The organism is Anaeromyxobacter soli, from assembly GCF_022808855.1.
GTDB lineage: Bacteria > Myxococcota > Myxococcia > Myxococcales > Anaeromyxobacteraceae > Anaeromyxobacter > Anaeromyxobacter soli.
In genome coordinates this window covers 1-18,055 of the sequence record NZ_JAKZLF010000001.1, presented here as the reverse complement: position 1 = coordinate 18,055, position 18,055 = coordinate 1, and the positions used below count along the sequence as shown (strand labels likewise).

The window sequence follows — 18,055 nt, the reverse complement described above, 5'->3', positions numbered from 1 at the left end:
AGCCGGAAAGGACTATCACCATGAGCACGAATGGACAGAACGTGAATACCGCCCTCCCGACCTACACGAAGAAGGACTTCGAGTCCGGCGTCGATCCGCGCTGGTGCCCCGGCTGCGGCGACTACTCGATCATCAACCAGGTGCAGCGCGCGCTGCCGGCCGTCGGGGTGAAGCGCGAGAACATCGTCTTCATCTCCGGCATCGGCTGCTCGTCCCGCTTCCCGTACTACATGAACAACTACGGGATGCACACGCTGCACGGCCGCGCGCCGTCCTTCGCCTCGGGCCTCAAGGTCTCCCGGCCCGAGCTGCAGGTGTGGATCGTGACCGGCGACGGCGACGCGCTCGCCATCGGCGGCAACCACTTCATCCACGCGATGCGGCGGAACCTCGACCTCAAGATGCTGCTGTTCAACAACCGCATCTACGGGCTCACGAAGGGCCAGGTCTCGCCGACCTCCGAGCTCGGCAAGAAGACCAAGACGACGCCGCACGGCTCGCCCGACTACCCGTTCAACCCGCCGGCGCTCGCGCTCGGCGCCGGCGCCACGTTCGTCGCGCGCACCATCGACGTCGAGGGCGCGCACATGGGCGGCGTCCTCAAGGCGGCGGCGGAGCACAAGGGCAGCACGCTCGTGGAGGTCTTCCAGAACTGCCCGGTGTTCAACGACGGCGCCTACGAGTTCCTCACCGACAAGGCGGTGAAGGCGGACGCGCTCCTTCGGATGGAGCAGGGCAAGCCGCTCGTGTTCGGCAAGGACAACAAGAAGGGCATTCGCTTCAACCCGCAGAGCGCCGAGCTCGAGGTGGTGACGATCGGCGACGGCGGCGTGACCGAGAAGGACATCCTCGTGCACGACGCGACGCGGGAGGATCCGACCATCGCGTTCATGCTCGCGAACCTCTCGATGAAGCCCGGGTTCCCCACGCCGATCGGCGTGTTCCGCAACGTGCGCATGCCGACCTGCGAGGAGCTGACCTGGCAGATCATCGACGGCGCCAAGGCGAAGAAGCCCGACGCGTCGCTCGAGAAGCTGCTCGCCGGCAGCGACACCTGGACCATCGGGTAGCCCGACCGCCGCGTCCCGACCTCGAAGGCCCTTCCCCTCATCCGGGGGAGGGCCTTCGTCTTTTCGCGCCTCTGCGCGGATTCGCGCGACCCCGGGCCGGCCCGCGTCGAATCGTGGAGGCGCGCGGTCGATCAAACGTCGAGCAAATGGGTCGATGAAATGCGCAATCGATTCGCGGGGAAATCTCTTCTCGATTGACCTGCGTCCAGGCGCCCGCGTGGGGCGACGTAGTACTGACCCCGGCACTCTCCCAGCGTGACCGGACCATGCCGGCCCGGACGCTCCAGAGGAGCGATATGACGACAGCAGCGTCACCGGCGGCGAAGAAGGACAAGAAGTTCAAAGGCGTGGTGGTCGTGAACCGCGAGAACTGCAAGGGCTGTGGGTTCTGCGTCGAGTTCTGTCCGCTGCACGCCCTCGACCTGGAGAAGGGCTACAACGCGAAGGGCTACCACCCGCCCTTCCTCGCGAAGCCGGAGCTCTGCAACGGCTGCGACATGTGCGGCCTCTTCTGCCCCGACTTCTCGATCTACGGCTACCGCGAGAAGCTCGACTCGGCCGCCGCCTAGGAGCCACGAATGTCAAACGCGAACTCTTCCGGAACCCTCACCGGCAGCCACTACCTGGACGGCGACCACGCCTGCAGCGAGGGCGCCATCGCCGCCGGCTGCCGCTTCGCCGCCGGCTACCCCATCACGCCCTCGACCGAGGTGGTCGAGCGGCTCGCGCAGCGCTTCCCGTTCGTCGGCGGCCGCTTCCTCCAGTTCGAGGACGAGCTCGCCGCGTCGATCGCGCTGCTCGGCGGCGCCTGGGGCGGCGCGAAGGCCTGCACCGTCACCTCGGGCCCCGGCTTCTCGCTCATGATGGAGCACATCGGCCTCGCCGCGATCACCGAGACGCCGTGCGTGTTCTTCAACGTGCAGCGCGCCGGCCCGTCGACGGGCCTCCCGACGCAGCCCGCGCAGGGCGACATGATGCAGGCGCGGTTCGGCTCGCACGGCGACTACCGCCTCATCGCGCTCTGCCCGAACTCGCCGCAGGAGTGTTTCGACCTCACCGTGGACGCGTTCAACATGGCCGAGGAGTTCCGCGTCCCGGTCCTCGTGATGCTCGACGAGGTGGTGGGGCACATGACCGAGAAGGTGGTCATCCCCGAGGACGCGGAGATCAAGGTCACCGAGCGCCGCTGGACGAAGAAGCCGCCCGGCGAGTTCAAGCTCTTCGCGCCCGCCGAGGGCAGCCTCGTCCCCGAGATGGTGAAGCCGGGCGACGGCTACCGCATCCACGTCACGGGCCTCACGCACGACGAGCGCGGCTACCCGAAGATGACGGTCCCCGAGCACGAGAAGATGCAGATGCGGCTCTGGAACAAGATCGTCCTCAACGCCGACAAGATCGTGAAGTACGAGGCGAAGGACCTCGACGACGCCGAGGTGGTGGTCGTCTCCTACGGCATCACCTCGCGCATCGCCGAGCGCGCGATCCAGCAGGCGCGCGCCCAGGGCGTGAAGGTCGGCTCCTTCCGGCTCATCACCGCCTGGCCCTTCCCCGAGAAGGAGATCCTCCAGCTCTCGAAGAAGGTGAAGGCGTTCGTCGTCCCCGAGCTGAACCTGGGCCAGATGGTGCTCGAGGTGCAGCGCATCGTCGAGGGCCGGACCAAGGTCGTCCCGGTCCCGCACGTCGGCGGCACCGTTCACGATCCGCAGGTCATCACCAACGCCATTGTGGGAGCCGTTCGATGAGCGCGCCGGTCAAGGAGAACCCCGTCAACAAGTACCTGCGCATGGAGCGCATGCCGTCGATCTGGTGCCCGGGCTGCGGCATCGGCACGACGGTGAACTGCTTCGCGCGCGCGCTCGACGAGTCCAAGATCCCGCTCGACAACCTGGCGGTGGTCTCGGGCATCGGCTGCACCGGCCGCGTGGCCGGCTACCTGAACGTCGACTCGTTCCACACGACGCACGGCCGCGCCATCCCGTTCGCGACGGGCCTGCAGCTCGCCCGCCCGGACCTGAAGGTGGTCGTCTACTCCGGTGACGGCGACCTGTCCGCCATCGGCGGCAACCACTTCATCCACGCGGCGCGCCGCAACGCCGACCTGCTCGTCGTGATGGTGAACAACTTCACGTACGGCATGACGGGCGGCCAGGTGACGCCGACCACGTTCCGCCCGGCCATCGCCTCGACCACGCCGTACGGCGCGTTCGAGCAGACGTTCAACATGCCGATGCTCGCCGACTCCTGCGGCGCGGTCTACGTCGCCCGCTGGACGGCCTACCACGTGAAGCAGCTCGCGAAGTCGATGGCCGAAGCCATCAACAAGCGCGGCTTCCGCTTCATCGAGATCGCCGCGCCGTGCCCCACGCTGTACCTCCGCCGCAACAAGCTCGGCGAGGGGCTCGACGAGATGAAGTTCTACAAGGAGAAGAGCGTCATCCGTAACGGCGTCGACACGCGCGAGGTCGCGCTCGACTACCGCAAGGAGATCACGGTCGGCAAGTTCGTCGACCGCGAGCGGGCGACGCTCGAGGACGCGATGGATCAGCGGTACAAGGAGGCGCTCGGCGCGAAGTACGTGCCGTACGTCTCGCCCGGCGCCGCGAAGTCGCAGGCGTAAACGCCCAGAGGAGAATACGGAAATGGGTCCCACGGAGATCAAGATCGGCGGGCTGGGCGGCCAGGGCGTCATCCTGGGCGGCATCATCATCGGCAAGGCGGCGGCGCTGTTCGACAGCAAGCACTCGTGCCTCACGCAGGCCTTCGGCCCCGAGGCGCGCGGCTCTGCCTGCAGCGCGCAGGTGGTCGTCGACAGCGAGCCGATCCTCTACCCGTACGTGCAGAAGCCGCACCTCATGGTGGCGATGTCGCAGGACGCGTTCGCGAAGTTCTCGCCCGAGCTCCGGCCGGACGGGACGCTCCTCATCGAGGAGGAGCTCGTGAAGCCCACCGGGCTGCCGAGCACGGTGAAGGTGTTCGCCGTCCCGGCGACGCGCATCGCCGAGGAGCTCGGCCGGAAGATGGTGATGAACATCGTCATGGTGGGGTTCTTCACCGCCGTGACGGGCATCGTGAGCGAGGAGGCGGCCCGGGAGGCGGTGAAGGACTCCGTCCCCCCCGCCACTGTCGAGCTGAACATGAAGGCGTTCCAGCGCGGCTTCGATCACGGCAAGAAGCTCGTCGCGAAGGCGTAGCGACGACGCGGTTCGGCATCCGGCGCGCCGCGGGGCTTCCCCGCGGCGCGTCGTCTCGTTCTCGCGGCGAAGCTCTCGTCGAGGCGCGCGACCCGGGCGAGGGCGCCGCCTACTCGCACGCGCGCGCGCCGCGCAGGCTGGTGCGGCAGGCGTCGGCGCCCGGCGCGACCTCGAGGCAGCGCTCGCAGGCGCGCGCCGCCTCGGCGCAGCGGCCGAGCCTCACGAGCGAGATGCAGAGGCCGTGGAGCGCCTCGCGCGAGCGGGGCTCGAGCTCCGCGGCGCGCCGGTATCCCGCCTCCGCGCGCGCGTAGCGCCCGTCCGAGTAGTCCATGAACGCGAGATCGTGGTGCGCGGCGGCGCGGGCGGGGTCCGCCTCGAGGAGGTGCAGGTACTCGCGCCGCGCCTCCGCCCAGCGTGCCGGGCGATCCGGCGCGTCCAGCCCGCGGCGGAGCAGCGCCCGGGCGAGGTTCTGCCGCGCGTCGGCGAGGTCGGGGTCGATGCGGAGCGCGGCGCGCAGCTCCGCCAGCGCGGGCTCTGCGCGCGAGGCGGCGAGCAGCGTCTCCCCGAGGTTCGCGTGGCCCTCGGCGAAGTCCGGCGCGAGGCGCACCGCCCGCTCGAACCGGCGCCTCGCCGCGTCGAGATCGCCCTCGCGCCGGGCGACGATGCCGAGCCCGTTCAGCGCCTCCGGGAACTGCGGATCGAACTCGAGGGCGTGCGCGAAGGCGACGCCGGCGCGCTCGGGGTCCGCCGCCTCCAGGTAGGCGTAGCCGCGGCGGACCTCCTCGGCGGCGCGGGGGTGCACGGTCGCGCGGCCGGCGCAGGCGACGAGCGGGAGGGCCGCGAGCATCGAACGGAAGGCGAGGGGGACGTGGAGAGCGGGCATGCGCCCGCTTCTTGCTGCGCGCGTGCCGCATGCGCCCCTTCCTGCGACTCACCGTCCTCGCCGCCCTCGCCGCGGCGTCCCCCGCGGTTGCCCAGCTCTCGAACTGCTCCATCTCCGTGGAATCCGGGCTTTCGTGGCCGGCCGGCGGCGCAGCTCGCGTCTCGCTCCCCGTCGCGATCGCGGCGACCGCGTGGCTCGACGGGCCGTTCGAGGCCGTCGCGCGCCTCGGCTTCGGGTCCGCCCCGGAGCCCTCCGGCCGCGGGACGGTCCGCCGCGTCGAGGGCACCGCCGGGCTGCGCTGGTCGCCGGGCACCGACGCGCTCCGGCCGCTGCTTCAGCTCGAGCTGGGGTGGAGCCACGCCGGATGGGACCCGGCGGGAGCGAGCGGGCTCTCCGCCGCGGCAGGGGCCGGGCTCGAGTGGTTCGCGCACCGGGACCTCGCGCTCGGGGCGAGGGCGGGCCTCCGGCGCGTCCCCGGGGAGGGCTGGCGTCCCGAGCTGGCGCTCTGCGCGAGCTTCTACTTCTGATCCGCCTGCGCCGCGCCGGCGCGCTCCGTCCGATCCGGCGTCCCGTCGCGGTCCGTGTCGACCTCGACGCGCTCGAGCACGCCGTGCGCATGGCGCTCCCAGAGGTCGGGCCGTCCGTCGCCGTCGGTGTCCCGCTCCTTGCGGACGAGCTCGCCCTGCTCGAACACGCTCCAGGTCGCGGGGACGCCGCCGACGGGATACGCGAGCTCCTCCCGCACGAGCGCGCCGCCCTCGAGCACGAGCACCACGTCGGGCGTCCCGTCGCGGTCGAGGTCGTAGGCGAGCCGCGAGGGGGCGCCGTCCGGGCCGCGCGTCACCCAGGTGTCGGGGCGGCCGTCGCCGTCCTGGTCCTCCGGCGTCCCCGACGGAGATCCCGCGGGCTCGGCGGTGAACGGGCGCCGGCTCGCCGCAGCACGCGGGGCGGCGGAGGTCGCCGGCGGGTGAGCAGCGCTGCAGGCGAGCCCCGCCAGGGCGGCGAGGAGGGGAGGTAGCTTACGCATGGCGTTATTTGACACTATACCGATGGTCACATAGGTTCGCCGGAGCCGCCATGGCCCGGAAAAAGATCTCGACGACCGTCTACATCACGCCCGAGCAGAACGAGCGCCTCAAGCTCCTGCACGAGCGCACGCGCGTGCCCGTCGCCGAGTACATCCGGCAGGGCATCGATCTGGTGCTCGAGAAGTACCGCCAGGCGCTCCCCGGCCAGCTGACGCTCGATGACCTCGGCGCCAAGAAGTAGATTGCCCCACGAATGAGCGAAAAGCGCGCAGTCGTCCTCGGGGCGGCAGGGTTCATCGGCAGCCATCTCACCGACCGCCTCCTCGCGGAGGGCTGGCGCGTCACCGGGATGGACAACTTCATCACGGGCACGCGGCGCAACCTCGAGCACCTCTCCCGCGAGCCTCGCTTCGACTTCGTCGAGGGCGACATCTGCCAGCCCCTCGACGCGCTCACCGGGCCCGTCGACGCGGTCCTGGACTTCGCCTCTCCCGCCTCGCCGATCGACTACCTGAAGCACCCCTTCGAGACGCTGCACGTCGGCTCGCACGGCGTCGAGAACGCGCTGCGGCTCGCGAAGCGGGCGGGCGCCGTCTTCGTGCTCTCCTCGACGTCCGAGGTGTACGGCGATCCCCTCGAGCACCCGCAGCGCGAGTCGTACTGGGGGAACGTGAACCCCATCGGCCCCCGCGCGGTCTACGACGAAGCCAAGCGCTTCGCCGAGGCGATCACCGTCGCCTACCGCCGCTACGAGAAGGTGGACGTCCGCATCGCCCGCATCTTCAACACCTACGGCCCCCGCATGCGGTTGGACGACGGGCGGATCGTGCCCACCTTCGTGGCGCAGGCGCTCCGCGGGCAGCCCATCACCGTGTTCGGCGAGGGCACCCAGACCCGGAGCTTCTGCTACGTGGACGACAACGTGGAAGGGATCTGGCGGCTCCTGCACGCGCGCTTCCAGGATCCCGTGAACATCGGGAACCCGCACGAGATGACCGTCCTGCAGTTCGCCGAGGCGGTGCAGCGGTTCGTCGGGAGCCACTGTCCCATCGTGCACGAGCCGCTCCCGGAGGACGACCCGCGCGTGCGGCGGCCGGACATCACGCGCGCGAAGGAGGTCCTGGGCTGGGAGCCGAGGGTGGGGTTCGAGGACGGAATGCGGCGGACGATCGCCTGGTTCCGCGAGCGGGTTTGAACGTCGGGTGAACGGGAGGGAGGCGAGGTGGCGAAGCGGATTCTCATCACGGGCGGGGCGGGGTTCATCGGTTCGACCATCGCCGATCTGTTCCTTCAGTCGGGCTGGGACGTGGCGGTCCTCGACGACCTCTCGTCGGGCAAGCGCGAGCACGTGCCCGCCGCGGCGCGCTTCTACCCGGTGGACGTGCGCAGCGCGGCCGCGCTCGAGGTCCTGAAGCAGGAGCGACCGCAGGTGGTCTGCCACCACGCCGCCCAGATCGACGTCCGCCGGTCGATGGCGGACCCGCGCTTCGACGCGGACGTCAACATCGGCGGCCTCCTCAACCTCATGCAGGGCGCGGTCGAGGCGAAGAGCGTCGAGCACGTCCTCTTCGCCTCCTCCGGCGGCGCCACCTACGGCGACACCGAGCGCGTGCCCACGCCCGAGGACCACCCGCAGCTGCCCGTCTCCCACTACGGCGCGGCGAAGGCCGCGAGCGAGCTGTACCTCGGCGTGTACCGGGCGAACTACGGGATCCCCTTCACCGCGCTGCGCTACTCGAACGTCTACGGCCCGCGCCAGGATCCCCACGGCGAGGCGGGCGTGGTCGCGATCTTCTGCGGGCGCCTGCTCGAGGGCCGCCCCTGCACGATCTTCGGGGACGGCGGGCAGACGCGCGACTACGTCTTCGCCGGCGACGTCGCGCGCGCGAACCTGCTCGCCGCGGAGAAGCGGTACGACGGGCCGCTCAACGTCGGCACCGGGGTGGAGACCGACGTGAACGAGCTCTACGCGCACATCGCGCGGGCGGCCCGCTCCGAGCGGCCCGCCGAGCACGCCGCGGCGCGCCTCGGGGAGCAGAAGCGCTCGTGCATCGACCCGGCGCGCGCCGCCGCGGCCATCGGCTGGCGGCCGGAGGTGAAGCTCGCGGACGGGCTCGCGCGCACCTTCGAGTGGTTCGCGGCGCGTCGCAAGGCCGCGTGACCTGGTGACCCGGGCGGCGGGGCTCGCGCCGCCCTCCCACATCGTCGCCTTCCCTGCCACCTCCGCGCGCTGGCATGCTCGGCCACGCCAGGGGCCGCGCGCCCGCGGATCCGGCAGGAGGAGACGATGAGGACGACGCTCGCGCTCGCCGCAGTGCTCCTCGCCGCGTGCGAGGCGGCGGTGCAGACCGACGCCGACGGCCTCCGCACCGCGCTCCCCGAGGAGGCGGCGATCCGGATGGCCTCCCCGGCGCCGCCCCCCTCGCCGACGGCCACCACCGCTGAGGTGGTCGCCGCCGCTCCGACGTTCGGGTCGGGCTACGCCCGGACGACCTTCTGGGCGGCGACGACCGTGAACGCCGGCGTCGCCTGGACCCTCGGACGGCTTCGCGCCGTCGCCTCGCTGCCGCCGACGACCTGCGACGTCGCGTCGTGCACCTGGGGGCCCTGGACGGATCGCGAGGGGCTGAACGTGTGGCGCCTCGTGGCGCGCCGGGACGGCACGGGCTGGTCGTACCTGCTCGACGCGCGCCGGGGCTCGGACGCGCGCGCGGCGTTCGCGCCGATCGTGGCGGGCGTCGCGCACCCGGGCGCGCTCCCGTCTCGCGGCAGCGGCTCGTTCGCCGTGGACTTCGACGCGGCGGCCGCGCTGGACCACGCCGCGGGATGGCAGCAGGAGGACTTCGGCCGCCTCGAGGTCGCGTACGACGCGCGCGAGGCCGTCCGGGTGGACGCGACCGCGCTCGGCGCGCGCAGCCGCGATCCGGACGACCCGGTCCGCCTCGACGCGGTGTACGCCTTCCGCGCGACTGCGGCGGGCGGCGACCTGCAGGTCGCGCTCCAGACGCTCGAGGCCACGCCGCGGAACCTGTCGCTCCGCTCGCGCTGGGACGCGGCCGGGGCGGGCCGCGGTGACGCCGCGTGGGTGTCCGCCGGGCTGCAGTACCGCGCGAGCGAGTGCTGGAGCGGCGCCGCGCTGGGGTTCTCGCTCCTCTACGACGACGACCCGCTCGCCGGGTACGAGGGCGCCTGCGCGTTCGTCCCGGCGCTCTTCGCCGACCTGACGCTCCCGTAGCGCGACAGGCTGCCTTAACCTTCGCCCGGCTCGGCGCTCGTCGCGACCGGGGCGGGCGCGAGCGGCGCGTCGTCCTCCGGCGGCTCCTCGAGGTCGTCGGCCGGCGTGGGACCGGCGAGGATCCGCTCGAGCTCGCTGCTCGCGCGGAGGTGCTCCTCGGCGGTCACGCGGCCGGCCGCGCGCAGGCGGTCGAGGAGGCGCCGCGAGCGGTGCTTGAGCCAGGAGGACGGGTTCGCGAGGTCCACCCGCCGCGGCGCAGGCAGGATGGACGCCATCACGACGGCCTGCGCCGTGGAGAGCGACGCCGCGGAGACGCCGAACCGTGCGCGCGCCCCCGCCTCGGCGCCGAAGACGCCGTCGTCCCACTCCACCACGTTCAGGTAGAGCGCGAGGATGCGCCGCTTCGAGAGGGCGTGCTCGAGCTTCGCCGCGAGCACCGCCTCCTTCGCCTTGCGCAGGAGACTCTTCTCGGTGCCGAGCCAGAGGTTCTTGGCGAGCTGCTGCGTGAGGGTGGAGGCTCCGCGCGCGAACCGGCGCTCCTTGAGGTCGTGCTCGGCGGCGAGCCGGATCGCCTCCCAGTCGAGCCCCTCGTGCCCGAAGAAGTTCGCGTCCTCGGAGGCCAGCACCGCCTCGACGAGCCGCGGGGACACGCGATCGAGGCCGACCCACACCTGCCGGGGCCGGAACGAGTGCCTGCGCGCCTTCGCCTCCGCCTGCCGCTGCGCGATGAGCGCCGTCGTCCGCGGGTTCTCGCGGGCGAGCGGGCGCGGGTCGGGCGTGGCGAGCCAGAGGCCACCGAGCGCGGCGGCTGCGGCGAGGACGACGGCGAGGAGGGCGAGGGCGAGGCGGCGGACGCGGCGCCCGGGGGCGTGAGCCCGGGATGGCATGCGGCGGACCTATAGCACCCGCAGGGACGCGGGGGCCAGGCGCGCCGCGCGGGACTGCGGCGACGCCGCGCCGCGAGCGCGCGCCGGCCGGACGCGTCCCTCCTACGGAGGCGCCGCCGCGCGGCGCAGAGACGCCGTCGCGGAGCGCGAGGCGAGGGACCTCGCGGGCGGGCCTTCGGCCGGCGTCACGGTGACGACGTTGCCTCACCGTGAATGGTGATCCCGTTCGGGCCCCCGTTCGGCGCCTTGACGCATCCGGGACCCACCGCTACCTCCCGCTCACCGAAAACGGCACCGTACGGCCGCTCACGGCCCGCAGGCCCACGGAGGGAACATGGCTGACGTGAAGCGTTACACCCCGCGCGACTACTCCAAGGTCCGGGGGCTCACCGGCATCTCGGACAAGCAGATCGAGGAGCACCTGAAGCTCTACGAGGGCTACGTCAAGCGCACGAACGCGCTCACGGAGAAGCTCCAGGGCATCTGCAACGACGGCAAGGCCTCCGGCGCCGACCCGGTGTTCGCCGAGCTCACCCGGCGCCTCGGGTTCGAGTACAGCGGGATGGTGAACCACGAGTACTACTTCGAGAACCTGGCGCCGGGCGCCCAGGCCGAGCCGCCCACCGGCGGGAAGCTGCGCAAGGCGCTCGAGGCCTCGTTCGGGAAGTACGAGACCTGGCTCGCCGACTTCCGCGCGATCGCGACGATGCCCGGCGTCGGCTGGGCGATGACCTTCCAGGATCCGTCCACCGGCTGGCTCTCGAACCACTGGATCAACCTGCACCAGGACAACGTGCCGGTCGGCTTCAAGCCCGTCCTCGTCATGGACGGGTGGGAGCACGCGTTCATGCGCGACTACCTCGCGACCGAGCGCGCGAAGTACGTCGACGCGTTCTTCAAGAACCTGAGCTGGGAGACGATCGAGAAGCGGATAGTTTGAACGGGAGCTGCGCCCCCGCCGCGCCGCCAGGCCCGGATCGCACCAGCGGTCCGGGCCTCGTCGTCCGGGCCTCGACCCGTCAGCGCGCGCCGAGGCGCCGGTAGCGGCCTTCGACGAGCGCGAACGCCGCGTAGGCGAGGAGGCCGAGCGCCGCCGCCCCGAGGAGCACGGCCCCGTACGGCTGGCGCGCCAGCGTCGCGAGCGCGCCGTCGAAACCGGTCGCCTCGTGCGGATCCCCCTCGAGCGCCGCCTGCGCGAAGAAGAGGCCCACGAGCACGAAGACCACGCCCTGCGCCGTGAAGCCGAGGGTGCCGAGGGGCGCCGCCCAGCGCCGCACCCAGGCTCCGGCGCGCGCGAGGTCGAGGTGCTTCAGGAACTTCCGCCGCACGCCGGTCCAGATCTGGCGCGCCCCCACGAAGACCACGATCGCGGCGGCCGCGAGGACGAGCACGCGGCCGGCCGGGAGCTCGAGCGCGCGGGCAGTCCAGCTGCGCGCCGCTGCGTTCCCGCTCGGACCGGCCCGGCCGCCGGAGGCGAGGCGCACCGCCGCCAGGGCGAGCGAGACGTAGCCGAGGCCGCCGATCGCCTGTCCCACGCGCGACAGGACCGCCCAGGCGCCGCGCCGGCGCTCGCCGTCCGGATCGGCGATCGCCTGGACCTCGAACCAGAGGGCCATGCCGACGAGCCCGATCGCGAGCGCCGCGACGAGCGCGCCGCCGAGCGGCGCCTGCGCGAGCGTGGCGAGCGCGCCCTTCGAGTCGGTGGCCCGCCCGCCCTCGCCGAGCGCGAGCCGGAGGGCGAGCGCGCCGATGACGGCGTACACGGCGCCCTTCGCGGCGAACCCCGCTCGCGCGAGCGCCCGAACCCACGGGCGCCTCGCCGAGCGATCGCCCGCCCGCTCCACCTCCGACCAGACCTCGCCCGCGCCGCGCATCCGGCGTTCAAGCTGGCCACTCCGCCGCCCGCCCGCCCGCCGGCGCCCGCGTTTGACCCGCTCCGCAGGGCGGCCGTACCCTCGGCCGCGTGATCGTCCCGCCGGGCCGCCGCGCCGCGCTCCGCCGCCGCCTCCTCGCCTGGTACGACGCCGGCCACCGCTCCCTGCCGTGGCGCGCCGCGCAGCACGGCGCGGATCCGTACCGCGTCTGGCTCGCGGAGGTCATGCTCCAGCAGACGCAGGTGGCCACCGTGGTGCCGTACTTCGAGCGCTTCGTGGCGCGCTTCCCGACGCTCGCCGCGCTCGCCGCGGCGGACGAGGACGAGGTGCTCGCGCTCTGGAGCGGGCTCGGCTACTACGCGCGCTGCCGGAACCTCCTCGCCGCCGCGCGCACCGCGCTGGCGCGCCACGGTGGACTGCCGGGCTCGGTCGAGGCCCTGCGGGCGCTCCCCGGGTTCGGCCCCTACACCGCGGGCGCGGTCGCGAGCATCGCGTTCGCGCTGCCCGCCGCGGCGGTGGACGGGAACGTGGCGCGGGTCGTCGCGCGGCTCTTCTGCGTCGACGGCGAGCCGGGCGCGCCGGCGGTGCAGCGCGCCCTGTGGGCGCTCGCGGGCGAGCTCGTCCCCGAGGAGCGGCCCGGCGACTTCAACCAGGCGCTGATGGAGCTCGGGGCGACGCTGTGCCGCAAGCCCGCGCCGGCCTGCGCGCGGTGCCCCGTGCGGAGTGCCTGCGCCGCTCACGGTGCCGGCCGCGCAGCGGAGATCCCGCCGGCCCGGCGGCGGGGTGCGCGGCGAGCGGCAGCGGTCGCGTGCGCCGTCGCCGAGGTGGGCGGGGCGCTCGTGCTGGTGCGGCGCGCGCCGGGCGGGCTGCTCGGCGGGCTGTGGGATCTGCCGGCGGTGGACGTGACCGGCGCGACCGAGCGGCAGGGCGCGGCCGCGCTCCGGCGGACGCTGCGGGCGCGCTTCGGCGTCGGCGCGGTGGGCGCGCTGCTCGCCGAGGTCGAGCGCACGCTCACGCACCGGGACCTCGCGCTCCGCGCGTATGCCTGCGAGGTGCCGGGGGCGTTCGCGCCCGGCGACGACGTCCGGCTCGCGCCGCCCGGCACGCTCGACGGGATCGGCCTCTCCGCCGCGACGCGCGCGCTGCTCGCGGCCGCGGGCTGGCCGGCGCGCCCGTCCGGGGTCGCCCGCGGCGAGGCGGGAGCGCGCGTCGAGCCCGCGCGCGGCCGCGGCGCCGTCTGATGGCGCTGCCCGCCGGAGGTGCGGCGGAGCCCCCGGCGCGCTATCACGAGGCCGATGCCCGCCAACTTCACGCGCCGTCGCGACCTGCTCCTCGACTCGGGGTTCGGCGATCCGGAGCGCGTGCTCGCGGCGCTCTCGGCCGACGTCGCCGCGCTGGGGCTGCCGGCGGAGTGGGGGACGGCCGCGCCGCCCGGCGGCGCCGACGCGCTCCGCGCCGCGCTCGCGCCGCGCGTCGCGCGGCTCTCCCCGGCGCAGCAGCGCCTCGCGCGCCACGTGCCCGAGTTCGTGGCCGCCCGCTCGGGCGATCTCGCGACGGCGCTGTGGCTCGCGCGCGCCGAGCACGGCGACGCGCTCGATCTGCCGGGATTCCTGCTCGCCGTCCTCGACGCGCTCCTCGCCGCCGGGCGCGAGCGCGACGCGCTCGCCTACGCCCGCTTCATGCTCGACCTGCGCTTCGACTGGGAGCGCCTCTACCGGGAGCCGCAGCTCGCCTACGGGTTCACTCGCGTGCGCGAGCCGAACCCGCTCGTGTGGCGGCTCCTCGAGGAGCTGGGCGCGCGCGGCGTGCGCCTGCGCGTCCTGGAGCTCGGCTGCGGCGTGGGGAACGACGCCTTCGGCTTCCTCGGTGCGCCGGGGGTGGACGGCTACGCGGGCGTCGACGTCTCGCAGGACGCGCTCGCCGCCTTCCAGGCGCGCGTGGACCGCGAGCCGCCGCCCGTCGTCCCCGCGCTCGTGGCCGGGGACTTTGCCGAGGTGCTCGAGCGGCCGGACACGCCCGCGGCCGGCGCGAACCTCGTCTACTCGTACTCGAGCCTGCACTACTTCTCGTCCGGCGAGCTCGCTCGCATCTACGCGCTCGTGCGCCGGCTGCTGCTCGCCGGCGCGCCAGCGGGGGACCGGGGGGCGCAGCTTCCTCGCGCCCCCCGGCAAGAGCTCGGATTCTTCGCCTTCGGGATCAAGGGCGCGGGCTCGGTATGGGAAGGGCAGGGGCTGCCGCTCTATCGGCCCGACGTGTGGGTGAACTGGGACGGCCAATCGCGCTGGTTCCCGTCCCGGGAGGCGCTCGCCCGCCAGCTCGACCGTGCGGGGTTCGAGATCCGGTTCCACGAGCTGCACGAGCACTGGGGGTACAGCGAGCACGGCAGGCGGGACGTCTTCCACTACGTGCTCTGCTCGCCCCGCGCCGGGGAATGACCCTCCTTCGCGCGAACGTTCCCTGGCCGCCGAGCGCAAGCGCGCGGAAGGGCTTGACTCTCGAACGCGCACCCGTATAATCCGCCGCCCTTAAGACGGGATTTGTCCACACGCGCCCGGTTCCACGATTCCGGCGCGTTTTTGTTGGGAAAAGAGCTCGCTCAAGATGCCGACGATCAGCCAGCTGGTGCGCAAGGGGCGCGAGAAGCTCCTCACGAAGAAGAAGGCGCCCGCGCTCAAGGAGTCGCCGCAGAAGCGCGGCGTCTGCACGCGCGTGTACACGACGACGCCCAAGAAGCCGAACTCGGCGCTCCGCAAGGTCGCCCGCGTTCGCCTCACGAACGGCTTCGAGGTGACGAGCTACATCCCCGGCGTGGGCCACAACCTGCAGGAGCACTCGGTGGTCCTCATCCGCGGTGGCCGCGTGAAGGACCTCCCGGGCGTCCGCTACCACATCGTCCGCGGGACCCTCGACGCCGTCGGCGTGCAGGGCCGCAAGCAGAGCCGCTCGAAGTACGGCGCGAAGCGCCCGAGCTAGCTCGAGAAGGATAAGGTCCGATGCCTCGTCGTCGCGAAGTCGAGAAGCGGAAGATTCTGCCCGATCCGAAGTTCCAGGACCGGATCGTGGCGAAGTTCGTCAACAACCTGATGCGCGAGGGGAAGAAGTCCACCGGCGAGCGCATCATCTACGGCGCGTTCGACCAGGTCGAGCAGAAGCTCAAGGACGATCCGCTCAAGATCTTCAAGAAGGCCCTCGACAACGTGAAGCCCGTCGTCGAGGTCAAGAGCCGCCGCGTCGGCGGCGCGACGTACCAGGTGCCGGTCGAGGTCCGCCAGGATCGGCGCACCGCGCTTGCAATGCGCTGGCTGATCGATTACTCGAAGGCCCGCGGCGAGAAGACGATGCAGGAGAAGCTCGCCGGCGAGATCATCGACGCTGCGAACAACCGCGGGAACGCGGTGAAGAAGCGCGAGGACACGCACAAGATGGCCGAGGCCAACAAGGCCTTCGCGCATTACCGGTGGTGAGAGGGTAGGAGGAGGATCGAGGAAGAGCAGGGGTCGGCGCTGCCGGCCGGGGTTCTCGAGCACGGTAGGACCCGCTTCGCTCTTTGACAGCTCGGTCGGTAACGCGGTGTCGCCGGAGGGATCCGGCGGACCGGTCTTGCGCACGCACGAAGGATTCGAAGGAACGAACAGATGCCCCGCACCAGTCCACTCGAGCGTTATCGCAACTTCGGCATCATGGCGCACATCGATGCCGGCAAGACGACTACGACCGAGCGAATCCTCTTCTACACCGGCGTCACGCACAAGATCGGTGAGGTCCATGAGGGCACGACCGTCATGGACTGGATGGAGCAGGAGCGGGAGCGCGGCATCACCATCACGTCGGCCGCGACGACCGCGTTCTGGCGCGAGCACCGGCTGAACATCATCGACACCCCCGGGCACGTCGACTTCACCATCGAGGTGGAGCGCTCGCTCCGCGTGCTCGACGGCGCGTGCGCGGTGTTCGACGCGGTGCAGGGCGTCCAGCCGCAGTCCGAGACGGTCTGGCGGCAGGCGGACAAGTACAAGGTCCCCCGCATCTGCTTCATCAACAAGATGGACCGCATCGGCGCCGACTACTTCCGCGCCGTCCAGACCATCCAGCAGAAGCTCGGCGCCCGCCCGGTGTCGCTCCAGATCCCGATCGGCGCGGAGGACAAGTTCCGCGGCATGGTCGATCTCATCAAGATGAAGGGCATCACCTTCGACGATGAGACGATGGGCGCGAAGTACCAGGAGGTCGAGATCCCGGAGAACCTCCGGGAGCAGGCCGCCGAGTACCGGTCCAAGCTCGAGGAGGCCGCGGCCGAGGTCGACGACGCCCTGATGCACAAGTACCTCGACGGCCACCCGCTCACGGCGGAGGAGCTCCTCCGCGGCCTGCGCAAGGGCACGCTCGAGATGAAGTTCTTCCCGGTCATCTGCGGGACGGCCTTCAAGAACAAGGGCGTCCAGCAGATCCTCGACGCAGTGGTCGACTTCCTGCCGAGCCCGCTCGACGTCCCGGCGGTGAAGGGCGTGACGGCGAAGGGCGACGAGGTCACGCGCGCCACCGCCGACTCGGAGCCGTTCGCGGCCCTCGCGTTCAAGATCATGAACGACCCGTTCGTGGGGAACCTCACGTTCTTCCGCGTCTACTCGGGCAAGCTCGAGGCGGGCTCCTACGTCTACAACGCGACGAAGGACAAGAAGGAGCGCATCGGCCGCCTCCTCCAGATGCACGCCAACAAGCGCGAGGAGATCAAGGAGGTCTACGCGGGCGACATCGCCGCGGCGGTCGGCCTCCGCGCGACCACGACGGGCGACACGCTCTGCGACGAGTCGGCCGCGGTCATCCTCGAGCGGATGGAGTTCCCGGAGCCGGTGATCCACGTCGCCATCGAGCCCAAGTCGAAGGCCGACCAGGACAAGATGGGCGTCGCGCTGAACCGCCTCCAGATGGAGGATCCGTCCTTCCGCGTCCACACCGACGAGGAGACGGGCCAGACGATCATCGGCGGGATGGGCGAGCTCCACCTCGAGATCCTCGTCGACCGCATGTTCCGCGAGTTCAAGGTCGAGGCGAACGTCGGCAAGCCGCAGGTCGCCTACCGCGAGACCATCACGAAGCAGGTCGAGTCCGAGGGCCGCTACATCCGTCAGACCGGCGGCCGCGGCCAGTACGGCCACTGCTGGCTGCGCCTCATCCCGCAGGAGCCGGGCAAGGGCTTCGAGTTCGTGAACGCCACGGTCGGCGGCTCGATCCCGAAGGAGTTCATCTCCCCGATCCAGAAGGGCATCGAGGAGGCCATGACGAGCGGCGTGCTCGCCGGCTACCCGGTGGTCGACATCAAGATCGAGGTCTTCGACGGCAGCTACCACGACGTCGACTCGTCCGAGATGGCGTTCAAGATCGCCGGCTCGATGGGCTTCAAGGATGGCGCGGCGAAGGCGAAGCCCATCCTGCTCGAGCCGATCATGGCGGTCGAGGTCACGACTCCCGACGACTACATGGGCGACGTCATCGGCGACCTGAACTCGCGCCGCGGCAAGATCCAGTCGATGAACCCCGGGACGGGCGTCCAGATCATCGAGGCGCTCGTGCCGCTCGCGGAGATGTTCGGCTACGCCACCGACCTCCGCTCCAAGACGCAGGGCCGCGCCACCTACTCGATGCAGTTCAAGCACTACGCGCAGGTCCCGAGCAACATCGCGGAGACCATCGTCTCCAAGGCGAAGGGCACCGCTGCGGCCACGAAGTAGCCGCCAGACCTCGGACAGGAAAGAGAGGAAGTCATGGGCAAGGAGAAGTTCGAGCGCAGCAAGCCGCACGTGAACGTGGGGACGATCGGTCACGTCGACCACGGCAAGACGACGCTGACGGCCGCCATCACGAAGTACTGCGCGACGAAGGGCCGCGC

General features: G+C 71.9%; 21 protein-coding genes. 17 read left to right on the top strand and 4 right to left on the bottom strand.

The genetic code is table 11. The annotated features are described in order from the left end of the window. The first annotated feature begins 20 nt into the window (after nt 1–20). The 5 genes from MLV88_RS00105 (at nt 21) to MLV88_RS00085 (ending at nt 4,261) form a co-directional block, all read left to right on the top strand. Nucleotides 21–1,070: a 2-oxoacid:ferredoxin oxidoreductase subunit beta gene (locus MLV88_RS00105; protein ID WP_242340027.1), complete on the top strand. Its 1,050-nt coding sequence runs from the start codon at nt 21–23 to the stop codon at nt 1,068–1,070. Between the two features lie 296 nt (nt 1,071–1,366). After that, complete coding sequence (locus MLV88_RS00100) at nt 1,367–1,639, top strand: 4Fe-4S dicluster domain-containing protein (protein WP_242340026.1); 273 nt, start codon at nt 1,367–1,369, stop codon at nt 1,637–1,639. A 9-nt stretch (nt 1,640–1,648) separates the two neighbouring features. Then, nucleotides 1,649–2,812, top strand: a complete 1,164-nt coding sequence (locus MLV88_RS00095) for a 2-oxoacid:acceptor oxidoreductase subunit alpha (RefSeq protein WP_242340025.1) — start codon at nt 1,649–1,651, stop codon at nt 2,810–2,812. Further along, a complete protein-coding gene (locus tag MLV88_RS00090) occupies nt 2,809–3,687 on the top strand; it encodes a 2-oxoacid:ferredoxin oxidoreductase subunit beta (protein ID WP_242340024.1) in 879 nt (292 codons plus the stop codon). Before MLV88_RS00095 ends, MLV88_RS00090 begins: the two co-directional genes overlap by 4 nt. 22 nt (nt 3,688–3,709) lie before the next feature. Further along, on the top strand, nt 3,710–4,261 hold the full coding sequence (locus MLV88_RS00085) for a 2-oxoacid:acceptor oxidoreductase family protein (RefSeq protein WP_242340023.1): 552 nt from the start codon (nt 3,710–3,712) through the stop codon (nt 4,259–4,261). 109 nt (nt 4,262–4,370) lie between these two features. Here MLV88_RS00085 and MLV88_RS00080 read toward each other — a convergent pair whose 3' ends face one another. Next, on the bottom strand, nt 4,371–5,144 hold the full coding sequence (locus MLV88_RS00080; protein ID WP_242361689.1) for a tetratricopeptide repeat protein: 774 nt from the start codon (nt 5,142–5,144) through the stop codon (nt 4,371–4,373). Nucleotides 5,145–5,173: 29 nt separating this feature from the next. Between MLV88_RS00080 and MLV88_RS00075 the strand changes: the two genes are divergently transcribed. Next, nucleotides 5,174–5,671, top strand: coding sequence for a hypothetical protein (locus MLV88_RS00075; protein ID WP_242361687.1), 498 nt, complete (start codon nt 5,174–5,176; stop codon nt 5,669–5,671). Here the strand turns inward: MLV88_RS00075 and MLV88_RS00070 are convergent. Next, on the bottom strand, nt 5,662–6,171 hold the full coding sequence (locus MLV88_RS00070; protein WP_242361685.1) for a hypothetical protein: 510 nt from the start codon (nt 6,169–6,171) through the stop codon (nt 5,662–5,664). The two genes, MLV88_RS00075 and MLV88_RS00070, sit on opposite strands and share 10 nt — an antisense overlap. Nucleotides 6,172–6,221: 50 nt before the next feature. On the opposite strand from MLV88_RS00070, the gene MLV88_RS00065 reads away from it, so the two are divergent. The 4 genes from MLV88_RS00065 to MLV88_RS00050 all read left to right on the top strand — a co-directional run bounded on the left by MLV88_RS00065 (nt 6,222) and on the right by MLV88_RS00050 (nt 9,407). Next, the gene (locus MLV88_RS00065) at nt 6,222–6,413 is read left to right on the top strand and encodes a ribbon-helix-helix domain-containing protein (RefSeq protein WP_242340019.1); all 192 of its coding nucleotides are present in this window, start codon (nt 6,222–6,224) and stop codon (nt 6,411–6,413) included. 12 nt (nt 6,414–6,425) lie between these two features. Beyond that, nucleotides 6,426–7,367, top strand: coding sequence for a UDP-glucuronic acid decarboxylase family protein (locus MLV88_RS00060; protein WP_242361683.1), 942 nt, complete (start codon nt 6,426–6,428; stop codon nt 7,365–7,367). Nucleotides 7,368–7,394: 27 nt separating this feature from the next. Continuing rightward, nucleotides 7,395–8,333 (top strand): NAD-dependent epimerase/dehydratase family protein, encoded by a 939-nt coding sequence (locus MLV88_RS00055; RefSeq protein WP_242356486.1) that lies wholly within the window; start codon nt 7,395–7,397, stop codon nt 8,331–8,333. Nucleotides 8,334–8,459: 126 nt separating this feature from the next. Then, nucleotides 8,460–9,407 (top strand): hypothetical protein, encoded by a 948-nt coding sequence (locus tag MLV88_RS00050; protein WP_242340016.1) that lies wholly within the window; start codon nt 8,460–8,462, stop codon nt 9,405–9,407. Nucleotides 9,408–9,421: 14 nt separating this feature from the next. Here MLV88_RS00050 and mtgA read toward each other — a convergent pair whose 3' ends face one another. Beyond that, a complete protein-coding gene (gene mtgA, locus MLV88_RS00045) occupies nt 9,422–10,294 on the bottom strand; it encodes a monofunctional biosynthetic peptidoglycan transglycosylase (RefSeq protein ID WP_242340015.1) in 873 nt (290 codons plus the stop codon). A 334-nt stretch (nt 10,295–10,628) separates the two neighbouring features. On the opposite strand from mtgA, the gene MLV88_RS00040 reads away from it, so the two are divergent. Beyond that, nucleotides 10,629–11,234 carry a Fe-Mn family superoxide dismutase gene (locus MLV88_RS00040; RefSeq protein ID WP_242356481.1) on the top strand — a complete coding sequence of 202 codons (606 nt, stop codon included), beginning with the start codon at nt 10,629–10,631 and terminating at the stop codon, nt 11,232–11,234. 79 nt (nt 11,235–11,313) lie between these two features. Here the strand turns inward: MLV88_RS00040 and MLV88_RS00035 are convergent, their stop codons facing one another. Then, nucleotides 11,314–12,168 (bottom strand): DUF1206 domain-containing protein, encoded by an 855-nt coding sequence (locus tag MLV88_RS00035; RefSeq protein ID WP_242361681.1) that lies wholly within the window; start codon nt 12,166–12,168, stop codon nt 11,314–11,316. 89 nt (nt 12,169–12,257) lie between these two features. Between MLV88_RS00035 and mutY the strand changes: the two genes are divergently transcribed. The 6 genes from mutY to MLV88_RS00005 form a co-directional block, all read left to right on the top strand. Then, on the top strand, nt 12,258–13,409 hold the full coding sequence (gene mutY / locus MLV88_RS00030; RefSeq protein WP_243336524.1) for an A/G-specific adenine glycosylase: 1,152 nt from the start codon (nt 12,258–12,260) through the stop codon (nt 13,407–13,409). Nucleotides 13,410–13,463: 54 nt separating this feature from the next. Further along, nucleotides 13,464–14,603, top strand: a complete 1,140-nt coding sequence (locus tag MLV88_RS00025; protein ID WP_243336522.1) for a class I SAM-dependent methyltransferase — start codon at nt 13,464–13,466, stop codon at nt 14,601–14,603. Between the two features lie 166 nt (nt 14,604–14,769). Further along, nucleotides 14,770–15,141, top strand: a complete 372-nt coding sequence (gene rpsL, locus MLV88_RS00020; protein ID WP_242341481.1) for a 30S ribosomal protein S12 — start codon at nt 14,770–14,772, stop codon at nt 15,139–15,141. A gap of 20 nt (nt 15,142–15,161) precedes the next feature. Further along, on the top strand, nt 15,162–15,632 hold the full coding sequence (gene rpsG, locus MLV88_RS00015; RefSeq protein WP_012096690.1) for a 30S ribosomal protein S7: 471 nt from the start codon (nt 15,162–15,164) through the stop codon (nt 15,630–15,632). A gap of 171 nt (nt 15,633–15,803) precedes the next feature. After that, nucleotides 15,804–17,897, top strand: a complete 2,094-nt coding sequence (gene fusA / locus MLV88_RS00010; RefSeq protein WP_242341482.1) for an elongation factor G — start codon at nt 15,804–15,806, stop codon at nt 17,895–17,897. A gap of 33 nt (nt 17,898–17,930) precedes the next feature. Next, nucleotides 17,931–18,055 (top strand): GTP-binding protein (locus MLV88_RS00005; RefSeq protein ID WP_242356372.1); only part of this gene is annotated, 125 nt, incomplete at its 3' end.